At 65.7% G+C, this 18,505-nt stretch carries 11 protein-coding genes and 1 tRNA gene; 3 read left to right on the plus strand and 9 right to left on the minus strand.

Annotation, left to right across the window (positions count from 1 at the left end):
- Positions 1-2 precede the first annotated feature (2 nt).
- A tRNA-Lys gene (locus tag KBI44_14875) sits at positions 3-78 on the minus strand.
- A gap of 86 nt (positions 79-164) precedes the next feature.
- Positions 165-1,523, minus strand: a complete 1,359-nt coding sequence (locus KBI44_14880) for an adenylosuccinate synthase (protein ID MBP9145765.1) — start codon at positions 1,521-1,523, stop codon at positions 165-167.
- A gap of 266 nt (positions 1,524-1,789) precedes the next feature.
- Between KBI44_14880 and KBI44_14885 the strand changes: the two genes are divergently transcribed.
- The 3 genes from KBI44_14885 to KBI44_14895 are packed head-to-tail and all read left to right on the plus strand — an operon-like array spanning position 1,790 to position 6,715.
- A complete protein-coding gene (locus tag KBI44_14885; GenBank protein MBP9145766.1) occupies positions 1,790-3,430 on the plus strand; it encodes an amidohydrolase in 1,641 nt (546 codons plus the stop codon).
- A 47-nt stretch (positions 3,431-3,477) separates the two neighbouring features.
- Complete coding sequence (locus tag KBI44_14890) at positions 3,478-5,031, plus strand: hydroxymethylglutaryl-CoA reductase (GenBank protein MBP9145767.1); 1,554 nt, start codon at positions 3,478-3,480, stop codon at positions 5,029-5,031.
- A 37-nt stretch (positions 5,032-5,068) separates the two neighbouring features.
- Complete coding sequence (locus tag KBI44_14895) at positions 5,069-6,715, plus strand: AarF/ABC1/UbiB kinase family protein (protein ID MBP9145768.1); 1,647 nt, start codon at positions 5,069-5,071, stop codon at positions 6,713-6,715.
- A 176-nt stretch (positions 6,716-6,891) separates the two neighbouring features.
- On the opposite strand, the gene tnpB is transcribed toward KBI44_14895, so the two are convergent.
- The 7 genes from tnpB to KBI44_14930 form a co-directional block, all read right to left on the minus strand.
- A complete protein-coding gene (tnpB, locus tag KBI44_14900; GenBank protein MBP9145769.1) occupies positions 6,892-7,374 on the minus strand; it encodes an IS66 family insertion sequence element accessory protein TnpB in 483 nt (160 codons plus the stop codon).
- Positions 7,371-7,733, minus strand: a complete 363-nt coding sequence (locus KBI44_14905) for a transposase (GenBank protein MBP9145770.1) — start codon at positions 7,731-7,733, stop codon at positions 7,371-7,373. The genes tnpB and KBI44_14905 overlap by 4 nt, the downstream gene beginning before the upstream one ends.
- A gap of 118 nt (positions 7,734-7,851) precedes the next feature.
- The gene (locus KBI44_14910; protein ID MBP9145771.1) at positions 7,852-8,244 is read right to left on the minus strand and encodes a hypothetical protein; all 393 of its coding nucleotides are present in this window, start codon (positions 8,242-8,244) and stop codon (positions 7,852-7,854) included.
- A 254-nt stretch (positions 8,245-8,498) separates the two neighbouring features.
- Positions 8,499-11,045, minus strand: coding sequence for an RHS repeat protein (locus tag KBI44_14915; protein ID MBP9145772.1), 2,547 nt, complete (start codon positions 11,043-11,045; stop codon positions 8,499-8,501).
- 179 nt (positions 11,046-11,224) lie between these two features.
- Positions 11,225-11,755: a hypothetical protein gene (locus tag KBI44_14920; GenBank protein ID MBP9145773.1), complete on the minus strand. Its 531-nt coding sequence runs from the start codon at positions 11,753-11,755 to the stop codon at positions 11,225-11,227.
- A 75-nt stretch (positions 11,756-11,830) separates the two neighbouring features.
- Positions 11,831-12,241 (minus strand): hypothetical protein, encoded by a 411-nt coding sequence (locus KBI44_14925; GenBank protein MBP9145774.1) that lies wholly within the window; start codon positions 12,239-12,241, stop codon positions 11,831-11,833.
- A gap of 22 nt (positions 12,242-12,263) precedes the next feature.
- Complete coding sequence (locus tag KBI44_14930; GenBank protein MBP9145775.1) at positions 12,264-18,395, minus strand: hypothetical protein; 6,132 nt, start codon at positions 18,393-18,395, stop codon at positions 12,264-12,266.
- Positions 18,396-18,505 lie beyond the last annotated feature (110 nt).

Below are 18,505 nucleotides of genomic sequence, written 5' to 3' on the forward strand. Positions count from 1 at the left end.
ATTGGTAGGCCCTGAGGGAATCGAACCCCCGACCATCTGGTTAAAAGCCAGTTGCTCTACCGACTGAGCTAAGGGCCCTCCGGTCGAGGCATTCTATCGGACAGCGAGGGCCTTGTCGAAATCCGCTCGCGCGACGAGCCGCCGCGCGAGTCGGCAGGCCGCCCTCAGGCGCCGCGCTGCTCGAGGACCCGGGCGAGGCGCCCCGAGGTCCAGCGCTCGAGGAGAGCCGACGACTGCAGGATCGTCTCCTCGCGCCGCGGTCCGGTCGAGATGAGCGCCGCCTCGGCGCCGATCTCCTCCTCCAGGAAAGCGATGTAGTCGCGCGCCGCCTGCGGGAGCTTGCCGTAGTCGAGGATGCCGACCGTATTCGTCCGCCAGCCGGGAAGTGTCTTGTAGACCGGCTCGGCGCGCTCCAGATGGTCGAGGCGTGACGGCAGCTCGCGCGTCACCACGCCGTGAATGCGGTATCCCACGCAGACCGGGATCTCTGCCAGCTCGTCGAGCACGTCGAGCTTCGTCAGCGCGACGAGCTTCGCGCCGTTCAGGCGCTGCGCGTAGCGCACCGCGACGGTGTCGAACCAGCCGCAGCGGCGCGGCCGGCCGGTGACCGTGCCGAACTCGTTGCCGCGCTTGCGCAGGTACTCGCCCTGGTCGTCGAGGAGCTCGCCCGGGAAAGGGCCGCCGCCGACGCGCGTCGTATAGGCCTTGACGATACCCAGGACGCCGTCGAAGGCCGTCGGGGGAACCCCCGTTCCGGTCGCGGCGCCACCCGCCGTCGGGCTCGAGCTGGTCACGAACGGATAGGTGCCGTGGTCGACGTCGAGCAGAGAACCCTGCGCGCCTTCGAACAGCAGGCTCTTGCCCTCCCCGAGCCAGCGATGCAGCAGATGCTCGGTGTCGCACAGGTAGGGCTCGAGGCGCTTCGCCCAGCCGCGGCAGTCGTCCTCGACGCGCTGCGGGCGGGCGAGCGCGGCGCCGTCGCCGGACGACCCCGGTGATCGCAGCGATCGCAGCTCGGGCTCGATGCGCGCCAGCTGCAGGCGCAGACGGTCCGCGACCCCTCCGGCCGCGAGCTCGCCCAGGCGCACGCCGGTGCGCGCCACCTTCATCTCATAGGCCGGGCCGATGCCACGCCCCGTCGTTCCGACCTTGCCCTCGCCCAGCGCCTGCTCGCGCGCCTGGTCGAGGATCGCGTGATGCGGCAGCAGCGCCTGGGCGCGATTCGACAGGAAGAGCCGGCCGCGCGTGTCGACGCCCGCCGCATGCAGCTGCTCGAGCTCCTCGAAGAAGGCCTCCGGCGAGACCACCATGCCGTTGCCCATGACGCATTGCATGCCTTCGTGCAGGATTCCCGACGGGATGAGCCGCAGCGCGAAGTGGCGATCGCCGAACTTCACCGTGTGCCCGGCGTTGTGCCCGCCCTGGTAGCGCACCACGGCGTCGAAGGCCGGGCAGAGAAGATCGACGATCTTCCCCTTGCCTTCATCTCCCCACTGCATACCGACCACGACGACATTGGCCATACCGCTGCTTCTCCCTGGGACCGTGGCTGCAGCGCCACGCTTCGCTTCCGGTTGACTGCCGGCTGGCTGCCGATTGGCTGCCGGCTGCTGCTCCGCCGAGCGGCCGAATGCTAGCATGCGGCCGAGCGCAGGCCGGCTCTGGAACTGCCGCAAGAGCCCTTTCGAAGGAGCGCCCCGTGAGCTCGACAGCCCGCCTGAGAGTCGCCGTCTCGTCCGCCCTCTGCCTCTGCCTCTCCGCCGCCGTTTTCGCGGAAACGCCCGCCGACATGGTCGTCCGCAACGCGAAGATCTGGACCGGCGTCGCCCTTGCGGCGGAGCGCGCCGCTCCAGCAGCCGAGCCCACGGCCCTCGCCGTGCGCGGCGAACGCCTCGTCGCGGTGGGCACCGAAGCCGAGATCGCGCCGCTTGTCGGCCCGGGGACGCGGGTCGTCGACGCCGGCGGCAAGCGGCTGCTCCCCGGCTTCATCGACAGCCACACCCACTTCTTCTCCGGCGGCGAGAGCCTTCTCGGCGCCGACCTCCGGCTCACGGCGAGCCGCGAGGAGTTCGTCACCCGGTTCGCGGAGTACGCCGGGAAGATCCCCGCCGGACGCTGGATCACGAACGTCATCTGGGATCACGAGCGCTGGCCGGGAGCCCCGCTGCCGACGCGCGAGTGGATCGATGCCGCGGCCGGCGACCATCCCGTCTTCATCCCCCGGCTCGACGGCCACATGGCGCTCGCCAACTCGCGGGCGCTCGCCGCGGCCGGCATCACGCGCGCGACCCAAGACCCCGAGGGCGGGTCGATCGTGCGCGATCCGGCCACCGGCGAGCCGACCGGCGTCCTCAAGGAAGACTCCGCGATGGACCTCGTCTTCAAGGTCATCCCGCCGCCGTCGCCCGCCGAGCTCGCCGACGCCCTGGACGCGGCCATGGCCGAGGCGGCGCGCCTAGGGGTCACCTCGGTCGTCGACTTCGGCAACTGGCCGGAGTGGCCGCTCCTTGCGGAGTGGCCGGTCTACAAGCAGGCGCGTGCCGCGGGGAAGCTCACCGTGCGGGTCTCCTTCCGCACCCCGATCTCGCTCTGGGAGAAGCAGCGCGAGCTCGTCGCGGCGGAAGGGCGCGGCGACGAGTGGCTCGCGCTCGGCGGTTTCAAGGGCTACGCCGACGGCTCGCTGGGCTCCTCCACCGCGATCTTCTTCGAGCCGTATGCGGACGCGCCCGAGACCTCGGGGCTCTTCGCCAGCGACATGTTCCCCGAGGGCGAGCTCGAACGGCGCATCACGGCGGCCGACGCGGCCGGCTTCCAGACCTCCATCCACGCCATCGGCGAGCGCGGCAACGCCGTCATCCTGGATATCTACGAACGTGTCGCGAAGGCCAACGGTCCGCGCGACCGCCGGCTGCGTATCGAGCACGCGCAGCATCTCCGGCAGTCCGAGGTCGAACGCTTCGCCCGTCTCGGAGTCGTGGCCTCGATGCAGCCGCTCCATGCCGCCGACGACGGCCGCTGGGCCGACAAGCGCCTCGGCGCACGCTCGCGCGACTCCTACCTCTTCCGCTCGCTGCTCGACGCCGGCGCGCACCTCGCCTTCGGCACCGACTGGCCGATCGCTCCGCTCGACCCGATGGCTGGTGTCGCCGCCGCGGTGACCCGCCGGACCCTCGACGGCAAGAACCCGGGCGGCTGGCACCCGGAGCAGAAAATCTCGGTGGCCGAGGCTTTGGCCGCCTACACCTCCGGCTCCGCCCGGGCCGCCTTCGCCGAGAACGACAAGGGCACCCTGGCGCCCGGCAAGCTCGCCGACTTCGTGCTCCTGTCGGACGATCCGCTGGCCATCGCTCCCGAGAAGCTCGAAACCGTCCGGACGGTGCTCACCGTCGTCGGCGGCCGGATCGTCTTCGACCTCGCGGCAGCGCGGTGACGGGTTAAGCTAGCGCCACTCACGACATTGGAGGAGTTGGCATGTTCCTGAAGATTCCCGCGCTCATCCTGAAGCAGCTCTATACCTTCGGCAGCCTCGCCAACACCGCCGAAGGCGTCCGGCTGACCCTCAAGAACCGGCTGAGCGACGCCTCGGTCACGCGCATCGCGAGCGTCACGATCGACGGCAAGGAGGCCCCGCATTCGGGCATCGAAATCGACCTCGGCGACGACGAGCGGCTGCGCGCCGCGGCGATCTCGAAGGCAGCAGCGCTCGATTTTCCGCTCAAGAAGACCGTCGTCCTGCACCTCGTCGGATTCGGCCCGCTCGCCAATGGGAACCATGAGATCGTCGTGAAGTTCGACGCCACGCCGTTCGGCGAGCTCGACCTCAAGGTCACCGACGCCATCGCCGAAGAGACCCCCAAGCGCGTCCAGATCCCCTACGACAAGGAGGACGACCACAATCAGCGCATGGCGGAGGTGCGGCAGGGCTTCGTCGGCGACTACAGCGGCAAGAAGCTCGAGCACGTCAACCGCTATTCCTTCGATCCGGCGGTGACGCGCGGCAACATCGAGAACTTCGTCGGCGTCGCCCAGATCCCGATCGGCCTCGCGGGTCCCCTGCGAGTCAACGGCGAGCACGCGCAGGGCGAGTTCCTGATCCCGCTGGCGACCACCGAAGGGACACTCGTCGCCTCCTACAGCCGCGGCATGAAGGTCCTGAACCAGGCCGGCGGGGTCAAGGCCACCGTGGTGCAGGACGCCATGCAGCGCGCCCCGGTCTTCGTCTTCGACGACGCCCGCGACGCGCGCGACTTCGCGCAGTGGATCGACCACAACCTGATCGCCATTCGCGAGCACGCCGAATCGACCTCCTCGGTCGCGAAGCTCCTGAACATCGAGAGCTTCCTGGCCTCGAAGTTCACCTACCTGCGTTTCAACTACTCGACCGGCGACGCCGCGGGCCAGAACATGGTCGGCCGTGCCACCTTCGCCGCCTGCTCCTGGATTCTCGAACAGCCGTTCCTCAAGGAACGCTGCCGGAAGTTCTACCTCGAGTCGAACCTCGCCACCGACAAGAAGGCTTCGCACGTCAACGTCATGCGGACGCGCGGCAAGCGCGTCACGGCCGAGGCGACGATTCCGCGCGAAGTGCTGATCCAGAACATGCGGGTCGAGCCCGAGCAGCTCCACTACCACTCGCAGGTCGCCAACGTCGGCGCCTTCCTTTCCGGCGCCAACAACAACGGCGCCCACTCGCCCAACGGCATCACCGCGATGTTCATCGCCACCGGCCAGGATGTCGCGAACGTCTCCGAGTCCTCGGCCGGCATCGCCTACACCGAGATCACCCCCGAGGGCGCGCTCTACATCTCGATCACGATTCCGTCGCTGATCGTCGCCACCCACGGCGGCGGCACCGGGCTCTCGACCCAGCGTGAATGCCTCGAGATCCTCGGCTGCACCGGCCGGGGCAAAGTGCGCAAGTTCGCCGAGATCGTGGCCGGCGTGGTGCTCGCCGGCGAGATCTCGCTCGCCTCCGCGATCTCCTCGCTCGACTGGGTCTCTTCCCACGAGAAGTACGGACGCAACCGTTGACCGCGAAGACTCGCCCGCAGGGGAACTCTCCGGCCCGATGAGCGGCGAGCGGGTCGGCGACTTTCCGCTGCTGGTCGAGACCCCGCCGCCAGGTCTCGTCGGGAGGTATTTCGGCACACAGAAGCACGTCCTCGGCCTGATCGGTGGCGGCATCACCGCCTGGGTGCGGAGCCGCACCCCGCCGTACCCGCGCGGCTACGGCCTGGCGCGCTTCGCCGCCTTCTGCGCGCGCCCCTTCCTCGACAAGAATCTCCTCGCGCTGCCGTTCCCGGTGCAGCTGCGCAAGCGCCTCGAGATCCTCGGGCCCACCTACATCAAGCTCGGGCAGGTGCTCTCGCTGCGCGAGGACATCCTGCCGGCCCAGATCACCGACGAGCTCAAGAACCTCCTCGACCGCCTGCCGGCGGTGCCGCTCGACCGCCTGAAGGAGATCATCGAGAAGGACCTGAAGCGCCCGGTGATCGCGATGTTCTCCTGGATCGATCCCAATCCGCTCGGCTCGGCCTCGATCGGACAGGTGCACAAGGCGAAGCTCCTCGACGGCCGCGTGGTCATCGTCAAGGTCGTCAAGCCGGGCAATCGCGAGCTCCTGAAGCGCGACACGATCCTGCTCAATCTCCTCGGCCGCTTCCTCCAGACCTTCCTCGAGCGGCTGCAACCGCGCAAGGTCTTCAAGGAGTTCTCCGAGTACACCCTGCGCGAGCTCGATCTCACCCGGGAGGCCGACAACGCCGAGACCTTCGCCGCCAACTTCCGCGACATGCCGGATGTCGTCTTCCCGAAGATCTTCCGCGAGTTCTCCGGCCGCGACGTTCTGTGCATGGAGTTCCTCGACGGCTACAAACCGACCGCGGCGGCGACGCAGGAGCTCGATCAGGAACAGCGCGCCCACCTGCTCGACCTCGGAGCCGCCTCGATCATCCGGATGCTCTACCGGGACGGCTTCTTCCATGCCGACCTCCACCCGGGGAACCTGATGATCCTGCCCGGACCCAAAGTCGGTTTCATCGACCTCGGCATGGTGGGCCGCTTCACCGAGGAGCTCAAGCGGTCGCTCATGTACTACTACTACTGCCTGGTCATGGGCGACTCCGAGAACGCGGCGCGCTATCTCTCGATGGTGGCGCAACCCGGCCGCCGCGGCGACGTCGTCGGCTTCAGGAAGGAGGTCGAGGAGATTTGCCGGCGCTGGGCGAAGACCTCGAACTTCAAGGAGTATCCGCTCGCCCACCTGATCCTGCGCTCGGTGGCGCAGGGGGCGCGCTACGACATGTACTTCCCCGTCGAAACGGTGTTGATGGTCAAGGCTCTGGTGACCTTCGAGGGTGTCGGCCAGATCCTGAACCCCGGTTTCGACGTGAAAGAGGTCTCGCAGAAGCACGTCAACGCGATCTTCCTCGAGCAGTTCTCGCCGTTCCGCCTGGCGAAAGAGGGCATGCGTGGCGCCCCCGAGCTCATCGAGGCGCTCTCGAAGGCCCCCATGCTCATCACCGAGGGCCTGCGCCTGCTCGAGTCGGCCCAGCACAAGCCACACGAGAATCCGTTCGCCGGCCTGAAGACGACCCTGCTCGCCGGCGCCTGCATCATCGCCGCGGCGATCCTCATCTCCTTCGGCCGCCCCTGGTACTACTACGCCCCCCTGCTGACTCTCGGCGGGCTGCTCGCCATCTGGCGCCGGCGCTAGGGCGCCGGCCAAGGTTGACTGACGGTCCCGCACTCAGATGTCCGGAACGCCGACACCGAGCGCGGAGAGGATCCAAAGAGCCGAAAGGGTGCCCATCCATTCCGAGTCTTGCAGCTGGATCCAGGTCCGTCCGGGACATCTCAATCTGTACAGACCGCAGGTCCCCGACCGATCGCTCAACGCCGCCGGCGCCAAGTCTCCAGGAAGGCCACACCAAGGACACCCAGTCCGAAACTCAGGAGCTTGTTCGCGATGAGTGGGGCGATCCAAGAGCCTCCCAATCGGATTGTCCGATCTGGCCACTCCATCGAGACCCTGTTGCCCATCAGCGACTCCTCCATGACGAGACGCGGTTTCATTTGCGATCTCGGGTCATCGGGCGTAAGCTCGAGGCGCAGCGCGGAGCACGCATCATCGCGCCAAAGTGCAGCGAAGCGCCCGCGTTCGAGACGCTTGGCGTAGATGCACAGCCCGGTACCGTCCCAGAGCAGCACTTTCGCCCCCTGCCGCATCCGATTGACGAAGAGGTAGAGAGCGGCCGACAGCGGCTCGTGCTGCAGCTCGCGGCTGACCAGCGACGTCAGGCCATCGAAGCCCTTGCGCAGATCGGCTGGCGCGCCGAGGGCAAAGACCGAAACCTGCCGCGTCGAGCCGATCACGCGAGAACGCGCACCAGGCGCACCACGCTCTCGAAGTCCAGGCCCTCGACGCGCACCGGGCCCACCGTCACCGCCATTGTCGAAGAGGTCGCAGGCGGCGCCGCTGGCGTCGCATCCGGCGCCAACTTGACGCGGCGCAGCCGCCGCTTCGGCGCGGTCCTAAGCCACAGCGCCAAAGTTCGTGTGCGCACGCCCAGCTCCGCGGCGATCCGTGCCACCGGCACCCCCAGCGCACGACGCCCTCGCGCCAGGGCCACGACCTCTTCTCGAAACTCCGCTGAAAATCGCGTCGCCGTCGGATGCTCGCGATTCTCGAACCGCCGAGTCCGCGCGCGCACATCCCCACTCGTCTTGCTCATCGTCAGCCTCCCTTTCTGGAGGCTGAGACTCCGGCTTTCTCGGGCCGCTAGCAACACGGGGTTGGGCAAGGAGTTACCGAATTCCGACCGGCGGTGAGAAGGCTAGGTTAGCCGACGCCTAGTTGGCTCGCGCTCGCAAGCGCGCCGCAAGCCGCAGGAGCATGACCCCGGCGATTCCCAGAATCCCCGCAGGAAATGGTACCTGCAGCAACGTTCCAAGAGTGGAGGTCGAAATGCTTGCGAATTCGCCTGCTCTTTCCACTTTGACCGTCGTACGGAAGAGTGCCCTCGAGGCGACGATCTTTGGACGAACCAACTGTGCCGCAGCACCAAGACTCTTCGGCGAGATGCTCGTTGTGTCGCGAACCGATCTGCGCCCACGACTATCGACCCGCTCGGATCGGTCGCCGCGCTCAATGTCCACCCGCAGGACGCCGTCGGCGACCTCCACGAGGCTGAACGCACCACCGCTCGTGGGGACATTGAAGCCATAGGCGAAGGTGCCATCCACTCGGTACGCCTGTATTCGGCCGTATGGGCAAAGCGCTAGCAGCACGACATCCGAGTCCCGGCTCCAAGCTTCACCGCAGAGCTCCGAGAGCGGCAACTCGCGGGAGTCCACCGTCCCATCTAGATTTGCCTCCCGTGGAAGGAGAGTCAGAGCGAAACCAGCCAAGAGAAGGAGCATCAAAAGTCCGCCGACGATGTAGCAGATGACGACCCCGACAACAGAGGCACCTGGACGTACTCTGCCTTCAAGAGCAGTCATGGGTTGCAGCCACACGAGTCGTCGGGACCTGGTCTCCTCCCATAGGGATCTTCGTCTGAGAAATCAAAGAGATCCTCGAGCCCATCCCAGGCGTCCCCGATCAGCTGACCCGCCCTCCGGACTGCCCCTGAAATAGGATCAAGCACGTTGTAGTCCCAGACTTTCGTCTGCGTCTCGGTAGAGAAGGCCCCGGCTCCCGGCGTTCCAAACTCTCCTCCCCAGTAGGTCTCTCCAGCGCCATCGACCCCAGGACCAGAGCGGGTCACGCCACCCGATGCCCAAGGCGTAGCTAGAGCCAGCCCCCCACCCTCGCCGCCATGGTCGGCGCCAGTTGGAGCGCCAGAAACTCCTACGGAGACGCCGTATCCCCTTCCCGCACCGAACGCCACGCCAGTGCCAGCAAAGGCGAAGACACTGCCCTCGGTATCGAGACCGACTCCAACGAATCCTGTTGCTCCCAATCCCGGACTTCCTCCCCATGCGCGGGTCCCGGACAACTCGCAGTAGAGAGTTGCCAAACCCGTCGGATCCGCACTGTTCAGCGGATTCGAGCCCGAGTACTCGAAGAGGTTCGCCGCACGCGCTCGAAAGGCGAGAGGGTCTTTCGAAAGCCAACGCCCCTCTCGAGCAGAATAGTCGCGTGCGCCGAACCGGACCGTTGAGTGCTGATCGTCAGCGAGCCCACCAGCGAAACCAAACGGCTGCCAGCCGGGACTTGTATCGGCTGCGACAATGCCCCACTCGTCAATATCGACATGTTGAACGACAGATCCAGTCGATGAGTTAACCACAAGCCTGGGACTCCCAAGGTGATCGTGAAGGACGCGATATACCTGTCCGCTTCGAATGATGAGGTCAGGGACATTCACCCGACTTGCGTAGACGAATCGAGAAACGACGCTGCCATCATTGCCAACCTCGGCAGCAGGAGCGAGCTGACCCTGCCAGATCAAGCGGCCAGCTGGCACACCCTGGACGCTCCTGGAGATCCGACGGTTCTTCCCATCGACCACGTAGACGACCTGAGTCCCATCGGGAAGGTCAACCCTCACAAGATTTCCGAAAGCATCGTACTGAAACGTAGTGACCTCAGCGCCATCAGTCTTCGTGAGCACCTCGCCGTTGGCGGTATAAGTGTACGCCGCGCCCGCGTAAGTGAGCATCCGATCCTGATCGTCGTAGGTGCCGGTTTCGGTGCCGCCGGGGGTGGTTTTCGACAGGCGGTTGCCGTTGAGGTCATAGTCGTAGTCGGCCTCGAGGATGCCGTCGATGGTGACGGTGTCGAGGCGGCCGGCGGGGTCGTAGCCGTACTCGTAAGTCTTCGTGACGCCCTGAATCATCTCGACCTTGGTCGTGATCCGACCCAGTCTGTCGCGCGTGTAGGTGGTTGTATAGATCGGAGTGCCCGAGACCGCGGCGCTCATCGTCGCGAGCTCACCGAACGCGGAGTAGGAGTAGTTCGTCATCACTACCCCAAGCGTCGTTCCGGTGAGGGATCCCGACTGCGGGTCGCGTGTCAGCGACATGTCGCCCGCCTGGATCACTAGGCCATCGTCGTCGTAGGCGTAGCTCACTGGATTCTCGCCGTTGACCGAGATCGACGAGATCCGGAGGTCGTTGTCGTAGGTGCGCTCGACCGACCCCTCGACTTCGCCCGACCAGGTCGCGGCGGTTACGAGCGGCCCGTCCATCGTGTACGAGAGCGTATTCCCTTCTGGCGTCTCCATCGAGGCGATATGCCCGGATACCGGATCGTAGGTGACCGTCGCAGCGCCGCGAGGTGAGGTGATCGAGGTCAGTCGCTGTGCGCTGTCGTAGCCGAGGGCGATCGTCTGTCCGTCCGGGCGCGTGATCATCGTCGGATTGCGGTCGAGGTTGTACTCGTACGTCGTTTCCGGCGGCCCCTGGCCGACCCCCGGCGGCGCATACTCCTCGGTCAGGTCGACCGGCGTGTACGAGAAACCATGGGCAGGCCTCCCCGGCGGCGTGAGCGAGGTGAGGTTTCCTTTGGGGTCCCAGGTGAATCCGACTGTTCGCCCGCCAGGAAGCGTCTGGCTCTGGACGCGGTTCGCGGCGTCGTAGGTGAAGGTTACCTCGCGCAGGAGCGGGTCAGTGATCGTGGAGACGCGGCCCAGCGGGTCGTATCCGAACTCGACTCTGCGCTGTTCCGCTCCAGCGCCGCGCACGATCGACTCCAGCCGACCGCGCGAGTCATAGGCGAAACTCGTTGGCAGGAGATTCGCCGCCTGGACTTCCGTCGGGCGCCCCAGATCGTCGATCACGGTCCGGCTCGCGCGCCCGAGCGGGCTCTCCCGCAGCCATTCATGCAGCGCCGCCTCGTAGGTCGCAGTATAGGTCCGCCCGTTGACCACGGTCGTCCGCTGTCGCGTCGCGAGGCTGAACGGATCCGGCGCGGTGACCGTAGCTTCCTCCGTCGTGTGGACCATCGACAGCAGCCCGCCGGGGGTCGAGAAGATCTGCTCGACCGGCCCGCCCGCCTGCGCTCCCCAGATCGGGTCGACTCCGCTCTGGCGCACGCTCACCGAGCCGTCGGAATGCACGGTACGCCGCCTGCCGTCGTTCCCGTCCACGGTGTAGGTCTGGATCGTCTGCCCCAGGTCGGCATGGACGGTATGCCAGCGTTTCCGACCGTTGCGCCAGCGCCAGACCGTGAACCGCAGGGTAGCCTCTCGGCCCGCGACCCTCGATGGTTTCCATTGGCTCAAGATCGCTTTGCCGATTGCTTCGCCTTGGCGTTCGAGAACCAGCGAAGTGCCCGGGCCAAGGGTCGCGCGGGGATCACCAGCACGCCATACCTCCGACGAAATGCGACGCGAGTCAACTCCTTGCGCCAGCGCTCGGCGTGAAGCTCTTTGTCGCCGGAGACCGGTTCGATGGAGCGGACGATGTGATGACCCAACTCATGGTAGAAAACCCTTGCGAGGAACAGCTCGCGCAGGAACCCCATACGCCAAGTCCACTCCGGACGTCCATTGAAAATCGCATCGACATAGAGCTCGATCGAGGCCGTTGCCGTGCTCGTCCCAGCGCGGTACGAACCCAATAGAGATCTTCCTGGCCTAGAGGTGTGTCGCTTTCGTTCGCGCGCGACCAGTTCGGAGGCCTCGACGAGCACGACCCTCTTCAACCCCGCAAGGTACTTGGCGTCTGACACCTGAATGAGACGAACAAGACTTTTCCGAGAGAGGTCGTAAATCCGCCACCCCTTGGCAAACACCACTACTTCAGGCAACGCTATCGCCAATCCTTCTGGAAGTGATCATCGGGCTCGGATCTGGGTGCTCGGCGCGGGTCGCCGATCGCCGGCTCACTCAGCAAGCCACTCTCCGGATTCGAGCGCCTCGCCTTCCAGGCGCATGGCACCGCTGGCACATTGGACTTTGATCTTGGCGCCTGAAAAGAGCGAAAATTCAACCCGGCGCACCGGAACCTCTTCAGGAAGGTCCGGCCAGACTGACTGCTCTACATCTCCAGAGACTATCGTCGCATCCATCACATAGTTGTCGCTTGCCGCCCAGGACCCCGTCACCTCGATCGACTCGCAGCCAGCAAGCGCGAGCGTCCCATTGAAGACCTCGCGAGTGAATCTGGCGTCGCGGAGGTGTCGGAATCTCGAGACTCCTTCGAGCGTGAATTCACAGATGCAGCCGACACTGATCGTCACCAAGCGAATTGTCGCATCGTGAAGTTCAAAGAAGTCTCGTTCCGGGATGGCCATTGGATCTCCAGGCTGCGAATTCTCATCGGCTGCCAAAAAGTAGCGATGTGCCGAAAGCTAAGGTCGCCGGATCGTCTGCGACGCCGAGACCTCCAGTTAGAAAGTCCTCGATTATCGTTGCAGCGATAATTGCTCCTCCCAACGCTGGCAACGCATAGGCCGGCAGCTGCGGAGGAATAGCGTACATGTCAGGATCCTTCACAGCATCCATTTCAACAGGTTCACCTTCAGGGCCGGGACAGGCATCGGGAATGTCATCACCTGGATCGAGAGGGCGGTGCCTTGGGCCTTCGCCGCCAGGGTAGTGATGCCAGTGGTCTCGACCCTGATGTCCGGGTTCCCCAGGCCTCCCGCGATGAAAATCCAAGATGTCGCCGTCCGGGCCCAGGAATCGATCTCCTCCTGGATGCCGATGGGTTGGATCGACGTTCCAGCCGCCTGGCAAACCGGTGGGGTTCGCGGGTAACTTCCAGTAACCCGTCTGATCCTGGAAGTCAATTGGATCCTGGGAGGAGTATCCGTACCCGTTCGTATCTCCGCCGAGAAAGCCCCGCGCATCGCGTGCCCACCAACGAGAAGAGCGGGAATCGAAGTCTCTAGCTCCGAAACGAACCAGCTCAGTGTCAGGATCCCAAAGCCCTCCGGCCCATCCGAAAGGTTGGAAGCCCGGGTTAGTGTCGATGGACTTCAACCCCCAGGCATCGTAGTCGATCCTCTCCCCGATGCTCCCAGCCGAAACCTCAACCACCAGACGTGGGCTACCCAGATGATCGGTGAGGATTCTGTAGCTAGCCCCATCTTTAGTGAAGTAGTCCGGGACATTCTCCTTCGAAGCGTAGATGAATCGGCTGACAGGGTCGCCATTGATGTCCAGACTCGCAATGGGAGAAAGCTGGCCCTGCCAGAGTAGGCCGCTTTCGAGAACGCCGTCGACCTTCTTGCCGATCCGGCGGCTTCTGGCGTCGACGATGTACTGGATGTCGGTCCCAGTTGGGAGAGCCGCGTTGAGAAGATTTCCGAAGGTGTCGTAGCTGAAGCCACTCGTCTCGGTGCCCTCGATCTTCGAGAGCATTTCCCCGTTGGCGGTGTACGTGTAGCTAGCCCCTGCGTAGGTGAGCATCCGGTCCTGGTCGTCGTAGGTGCCGGTTTCGGTGCCGCCGGGGGTGGTTTTCGACAGGCGGTTGCCGTTGAGGTCGTAGTCGTAGTCGGCTTCGATGATGCCGTCGATGGTGACGGTGTCGAGGCGTCCGGCCGGGTCGTAGGCGTAGTCGCAGGTCTTGGTCTCGCCTTCGATCATCTCGACTTTGGTCGTAATGCGACCGAGCTTGTCGCGCGTATAGGTGGTCGCATAGATCGGGGTGCCCGAGACCGCGGCGCTCATCGTCGCGAGCTCGCCGAACGGGGAGTAGGTGTAGCTCGTCGTGACCACGCCCAGCGTGGTGCCGGTCAGAAAGCCGGTCTGCGGGTCTCGTGTCAGTGACATGTCGCCCGCCTGGATCAGTAGGCCATCGTCGTCGTAGGCGTAGCTCACTGGATTCTCTCCGTTGACCGAGATCGAGGAGATCCGGAGGTCGCTGTCGTAGGTGCGCTCCACCGACCCCTCGATCTCGCCCGACCAGGTTGTGGCGGTCACCAGAGGGCCATCCATCGTGTACGAGAGGGTATTTCCTTCTGGCGTCTCCATCGAGGCGACGTGCCCGGATACCGGATCGTAGGTGACCGTCGCGGTGCCCCGTGGCGAGGTAATCGAAGTCAATCGCTGCGCGCTGTCGTAGCCGAGGGCGATCGTCTGTCCGTCCGGGCGCGTGATCATCGTCGGATTGCGGTCGAGGTTGTACTCGTACGTCGTTTCCGGCGGCCCCTGGCCGACCCCCGGCGGCGCATACTCCTCGGTCAGGTCGACCGGCGTGTACGAGAAACCATGGGCAGGCCTCCCCGGCGGCGTGAGCGAGGTGAGGTTTCCTTTGGGGTCCCAGGTGAATCCGACTGTTCGCCCGCCAGGAAGCGTCTGGCTCTGGACGCGGTTCGCGGCGTCGTAGGTGAAGGTTACCTCGCGCAGGAGCGGGTCAGTGATCGTGGAGACGCGGCCCAGCGGGTCGTATCCGAACTCGACTCTGCGCTGTTCCGCTCCAGCGCCGCGCACGATCGACTCCAGCCGACCGCGCGAGTCATAGGCGAAACTCGTTGGCAGGAGATTCGCCGCCTGGACTTCCGTCGGGCGCCCCAGATCGTCGATCACGGTCCGGCTCGCGCGCCCGAGCGGGCTCTCCCGCAGCCATTCATGCAGCGCCGCCTCGTAGGTCGCAGTATAGGTCCGCCCGTTGACCACGGTCGTCCGCTGTCGCGTCGCGAGGCTGAACGGATCCGGCGCGGTGACCGTAGCTTCCTCCGTCGTGTGGACCATCGACAGCAGCCCGCCGGGGGTCGAGAAGATCTGCTCGACCGGCCCGCCCGCCTGCGCTCCCCAGATCGGGTCGACTCCGTTCTGGCGCACGCTCACCGAGCCGTCGGGATGCACGGTACTCCGCCTTCCGTCGTTCCCGTCCACCGTGTAGGTCTGGATCGTCTGGCCCAGGTCGGCATGGACGGTATGCCAGCGGTTCCGCCCGTTGCGCCAGCGCCAGACCGTGAACCGCTCGACGCGATCCTCGGGACTGGTGTACTTCACGGTGTACTGGGGAAAGAAGCGATTCGGTTCGAGCATGAGCCGGAGGAGCTTCTTCTCGCCGAGAACCGCATCCGTTTCGCCCTCGGCACGGCCGAGGCCGTTGAAGGAGAACGTCGTCGAATGCTCGTTCGGGTCGGTGACGCTCGTCAAGAGGCCCAGAAGACTCATCTCCGTCGACCAGGAGTGGCCGGCCTCGTTCTCTATACGCTGAAGGTAGCCGTTCGCGTCCAGCGTCACGCTCGTCGACTGTCCATAGGGGCCGACGATGGCCGTCGGGTCTCCGCTCGGCGTGCGAACGACTGAGGTGACGTTGCCGTTCCCGTCGGTGATCGTCGAGAGATATCCGCCCGCCGTGTACCCGAATTCCAGGAGCGTCGCTCCGGTCAGGCCATGGCGCGTTCTCAAGTGCCGCCCCCGGGAGTCGAAGATGAACACTTGCGATCCATCGCCATTCGGGATGCGGTACTCGTTCGTTGCCTGGAGCGGGAGCTCTCCGCCGACGCGCAGGACCGAATGGGCTCCGCGATCGGAGACGAGGACTTCGCCTTCGGGTCCGAGGACGACGCCGCCCAGGTCGATGAGGTAGACCTGAAGGGCGAGATCTCCGGGCGGAGAGCCACCCGGGTCGTCCCCGACCCCGGCGACAGTGTCGATGATGCCGGAGGCGGTCACGCGCCGGATACGGTGGTTCCCGGCGTCCGCGATCCAGAAACTCCCGTCTTCTCGAGCGGCGATACCTCCCGGTCCGAGGAGCGCGGCGCTCGTCGCCGGCCCGCCATCTCCCGAATAGCCCGAAGCCGCCGAACCTGCGACGGTGCGGATGACTCCCGAGGGTCCGATCCTGCGGATCCGGTCGTTCGCAGTGTCAGCGATCAGCAGCTCCCCCGAAGGAAGCAAGGACAGTCCGCTCGGAGACGCAAGTTCCGCGAGACTGGCGGGTCCACCGTCTCCAGAAAAGCCGAAATCGCCCGTGCCGGCAGCGGTCGTGATGATGCCGTCGGTTCCCACATGGCGAATCCGATTGGCGTCGCGCTCGGCGAGATAGAAACCTCCTCCTGGGAGGCTCGCGACCGCGACCACGCCAAAGAGCCGGGACTCCGTGGCCGAGCAGTCGTCGCAGAATCCCTCTCCGGCAATCGAACCGGGCAGGTAGCAAATGCCGGCCACCGTCTCGATCGACGCGTCGTCATTCACACGCCGCACACACCGCCAATCGGCGATGAGCAGCCGGCCTCTCGCGTCGAGCGCGACTCCCGACGGATAGACGAGCGGAGCCTCCGCCGCCGGGCCGCCTTCGCCGCAACCTTGCTGTTCGCAGGTGCTGCCGTTTCCGGCGACGGTCACGATAGTCCCGTCCGGAAAGACCCGGCGCACCCGAAAGGCGTTCGGGTCGGCAATGTAGACGCTGCCGTCGCTACCCATAGCGAGTCCATCGGGAGCTTCGAGCGTGGCCTGGCCCGCGGGGCCACCGTCGCCCGAGCTCCCCGGGCCTCCATCCCCGGCGAACCTCGGCGCCACGACGCCGGCATCCCTCGCGAAGCGTCGAGAGCCGTCACCGGTGAGCAACGTCCTGGTGCGCGGGTTGTAGCGGTGGTGGACATCGAACGACCAGCCGCCGAGCTTTTCGCCCTTGATGTCCCAGCCCCCGGCGAGCAGGCCCGCGATCTGTCCGAACGTGAAGCGCTTGGTGAGGCGCAGCACGACCTGTCTGGGTGCCTCGTTCCAGGAACCAACGATCGCGCTCCCCGGCCCCGAGATGCGCGCGAAGGCACGCGTCCACGAGTCCTTGGTCGAGTAGTAGACGAGGGGATAGAAGTACCGGACCTCGATCCAGCCGGGAGTCTCGCTGTGGAGGGGTCGACCGAAGCGGTCGTTGCCGTCCCACGTGATGTCCACGGTGAGATTCGGGGCTGGATTCTCGAATGAGGCTCCGAAGGGACGACCGGCGAAGAAGCCACCGGCCTCGACTCGAGCGAGGCCAGGCGGTAGCGAGCTCCCCGTCACGCGCATCGCAATCCGGTTCGGGAAAGCGCGCGCCTTGACGCGATCGCTCGAATACCTGAGGGCGAAGGGAATTCCCGTGAGCCGGAGCGATTCCCCGAGAATCTGGTTCTCGCACTCGAGCACCGAGCCGAACTTCCGGCACGGATCCCACTCCTCCGGCGCCCCGTCGTCCGGGTTCGAATCCGGCAGCGGGTCGGGTGGCGCCGGCGGATTTTGCCCGTCGTCCGGGTCGCCGGTGAACTCTGGGTCCGGTGGCGGCGCGGCGTCTTCCGGCGGGCCCCACGGGTGGTTGAAATCCCAGGGAGTGAAGTGATCGACCCGGACACGCCAGAGCTCTTGCCCCGGCTCGTAGAGCAGGGCGACCCGAACCAGTTCCTCCGCGGAGATTCCGAGCGCCTCCAGTGCCTGTGCGTCCGCCGGTACCCCAAGGCCCTCGATGTCGAGGCTCGCGACCCCGGCACTCTCGCTCAGCACCTGGATGACGAGACCGTTTTCCGAGGGCACCCACTCCGCGCGCTTGCGGTCGAAGTAGCCCGACGGGATGGGTGCCCCGACCGGAAACTCGAGGTAGTTTTCGAGGTAGACCGAAACAGGCTGACTCAGAACGACGGAATCCGCTCCTGCGGCCAGCGCCTCGTCCGCTGAGAGCTCGACGGCGTAGGTGTAAGCGGTGTTGTCCGCAAGCGGCGCCGGCATCGCCAGAAGACCGCGCTCGCCGACGGTGTATTCCGTAGCGCGAACGTGAAGCGAACTCTGAGGGATGAGCGAGCCGTCCGGCATCAGGAGATCGGCGAGCGTCCCGCCTGGGAACATCAGGGTTGCCCGCCGCGACCCCTCGGTGTCGCTCTCGACCTCGCCACGGGCGATCTGCATCTCCGTCGCGTTCGAAGTGACCTCCGTCGACTCGGGATCGAGGCGGATCAGAACGACGTCCTCGGCCTCTCCATAGTCTGCGCCTGGAGCTTCGACCGTCCTGAACGCCGGCAGGAAGCCGTATTTCGCGAAGACCAGGATGATGGCGCCGCCGCCGTTCACGGCCAGATCGAAGACTCCGTCCGCTCGCGAGTAGGTGAATCCGAGCTGAGGCTCCTCGAACGCCGAAATCCGGACGCCTCGCAGCGCCGACCCGTCGATCCCGAGTACTCGCCCGCGCAGGAACGAGGCTAGCCTCGCCTCGATGGCGCCTGGGACGACGCCGATCTGAACCGGGTCGCTGGCTTCCCACAGAAAGCGGTTCGCTTCGAACACATCTGCAGCGACGGTCGGATCGTAGGGCGTGGCGATGACGCCGGGGTCGGGTGGCAAGGCGGTGCCTGGTGGCTCGCCGACGGCTTGGTCCCACTCCGTGAGGTTGCCTGATTCGAAGCCGTCGGCGAAGACGAGCTCCAGTCCGGCGCGCACCGGCGAACCTGCTTCTCCCTCCGCCGCAGCTGCGAGTCCGAAGGCGAGCGCGAGCAAGGTGACCGTGAGTCTGGATCTCAAGACCCCTCCCAACCTGAAGTGAAATCGAAGTCGGCTGCCGGAGGAACGGGCCCAGTCGGAAGCATCTTCGGACCTTCGCGAGGCGAGGATCCAGTATTCCATACACGAAC

The sequence above is a fragment of the Thermoanaerobaculia bacterium genome (genome assembly GCA_018057705.1).
Classification (GTDB): domain Bacteria; phylum Acidobacteriota; class Thermoanaerobaculia; order Multivoradales; family JAGPDF01; genus JAGPDF01.

Coding starts and splice junctions, on each gene's coding strand:
- KBI44_14885 (MBP9145766.1), top strand. CDS start 1,790: ATGGTCGTCCGCAACGCGAAGATCTGGACCGGCGTCGCCCTTGCGGCG.
- KBI44_14925 (MBP9145774.1), bottom strand. CDS start 12,241: ATGGCCATCCCGGAACGAGACTTCTTTGAACTTCACGATGCGACAATT.
- KBI44_14880 (MBP9145765.1), bottom strand. CDS start 1,523: ATGGCCAATGTCGTCGTGGTCGGTATGCAGTGGGGAGATGAAGGCAAG.
- KBI44_14895 (MBP9145768.1), top strand. CDS start 5,069: ATGAGCGGCGAGCGGGTCGGCGACTTTCCGCTGCTGGTCGAGACCCCG.
- KBI44_14905 (MBP9145770.1), bottom strand. CDS start 7,733: ATGAGCAAGACGAGTGGGGATGTGCGCGCGCGGACTCGGCGGTTCGAG.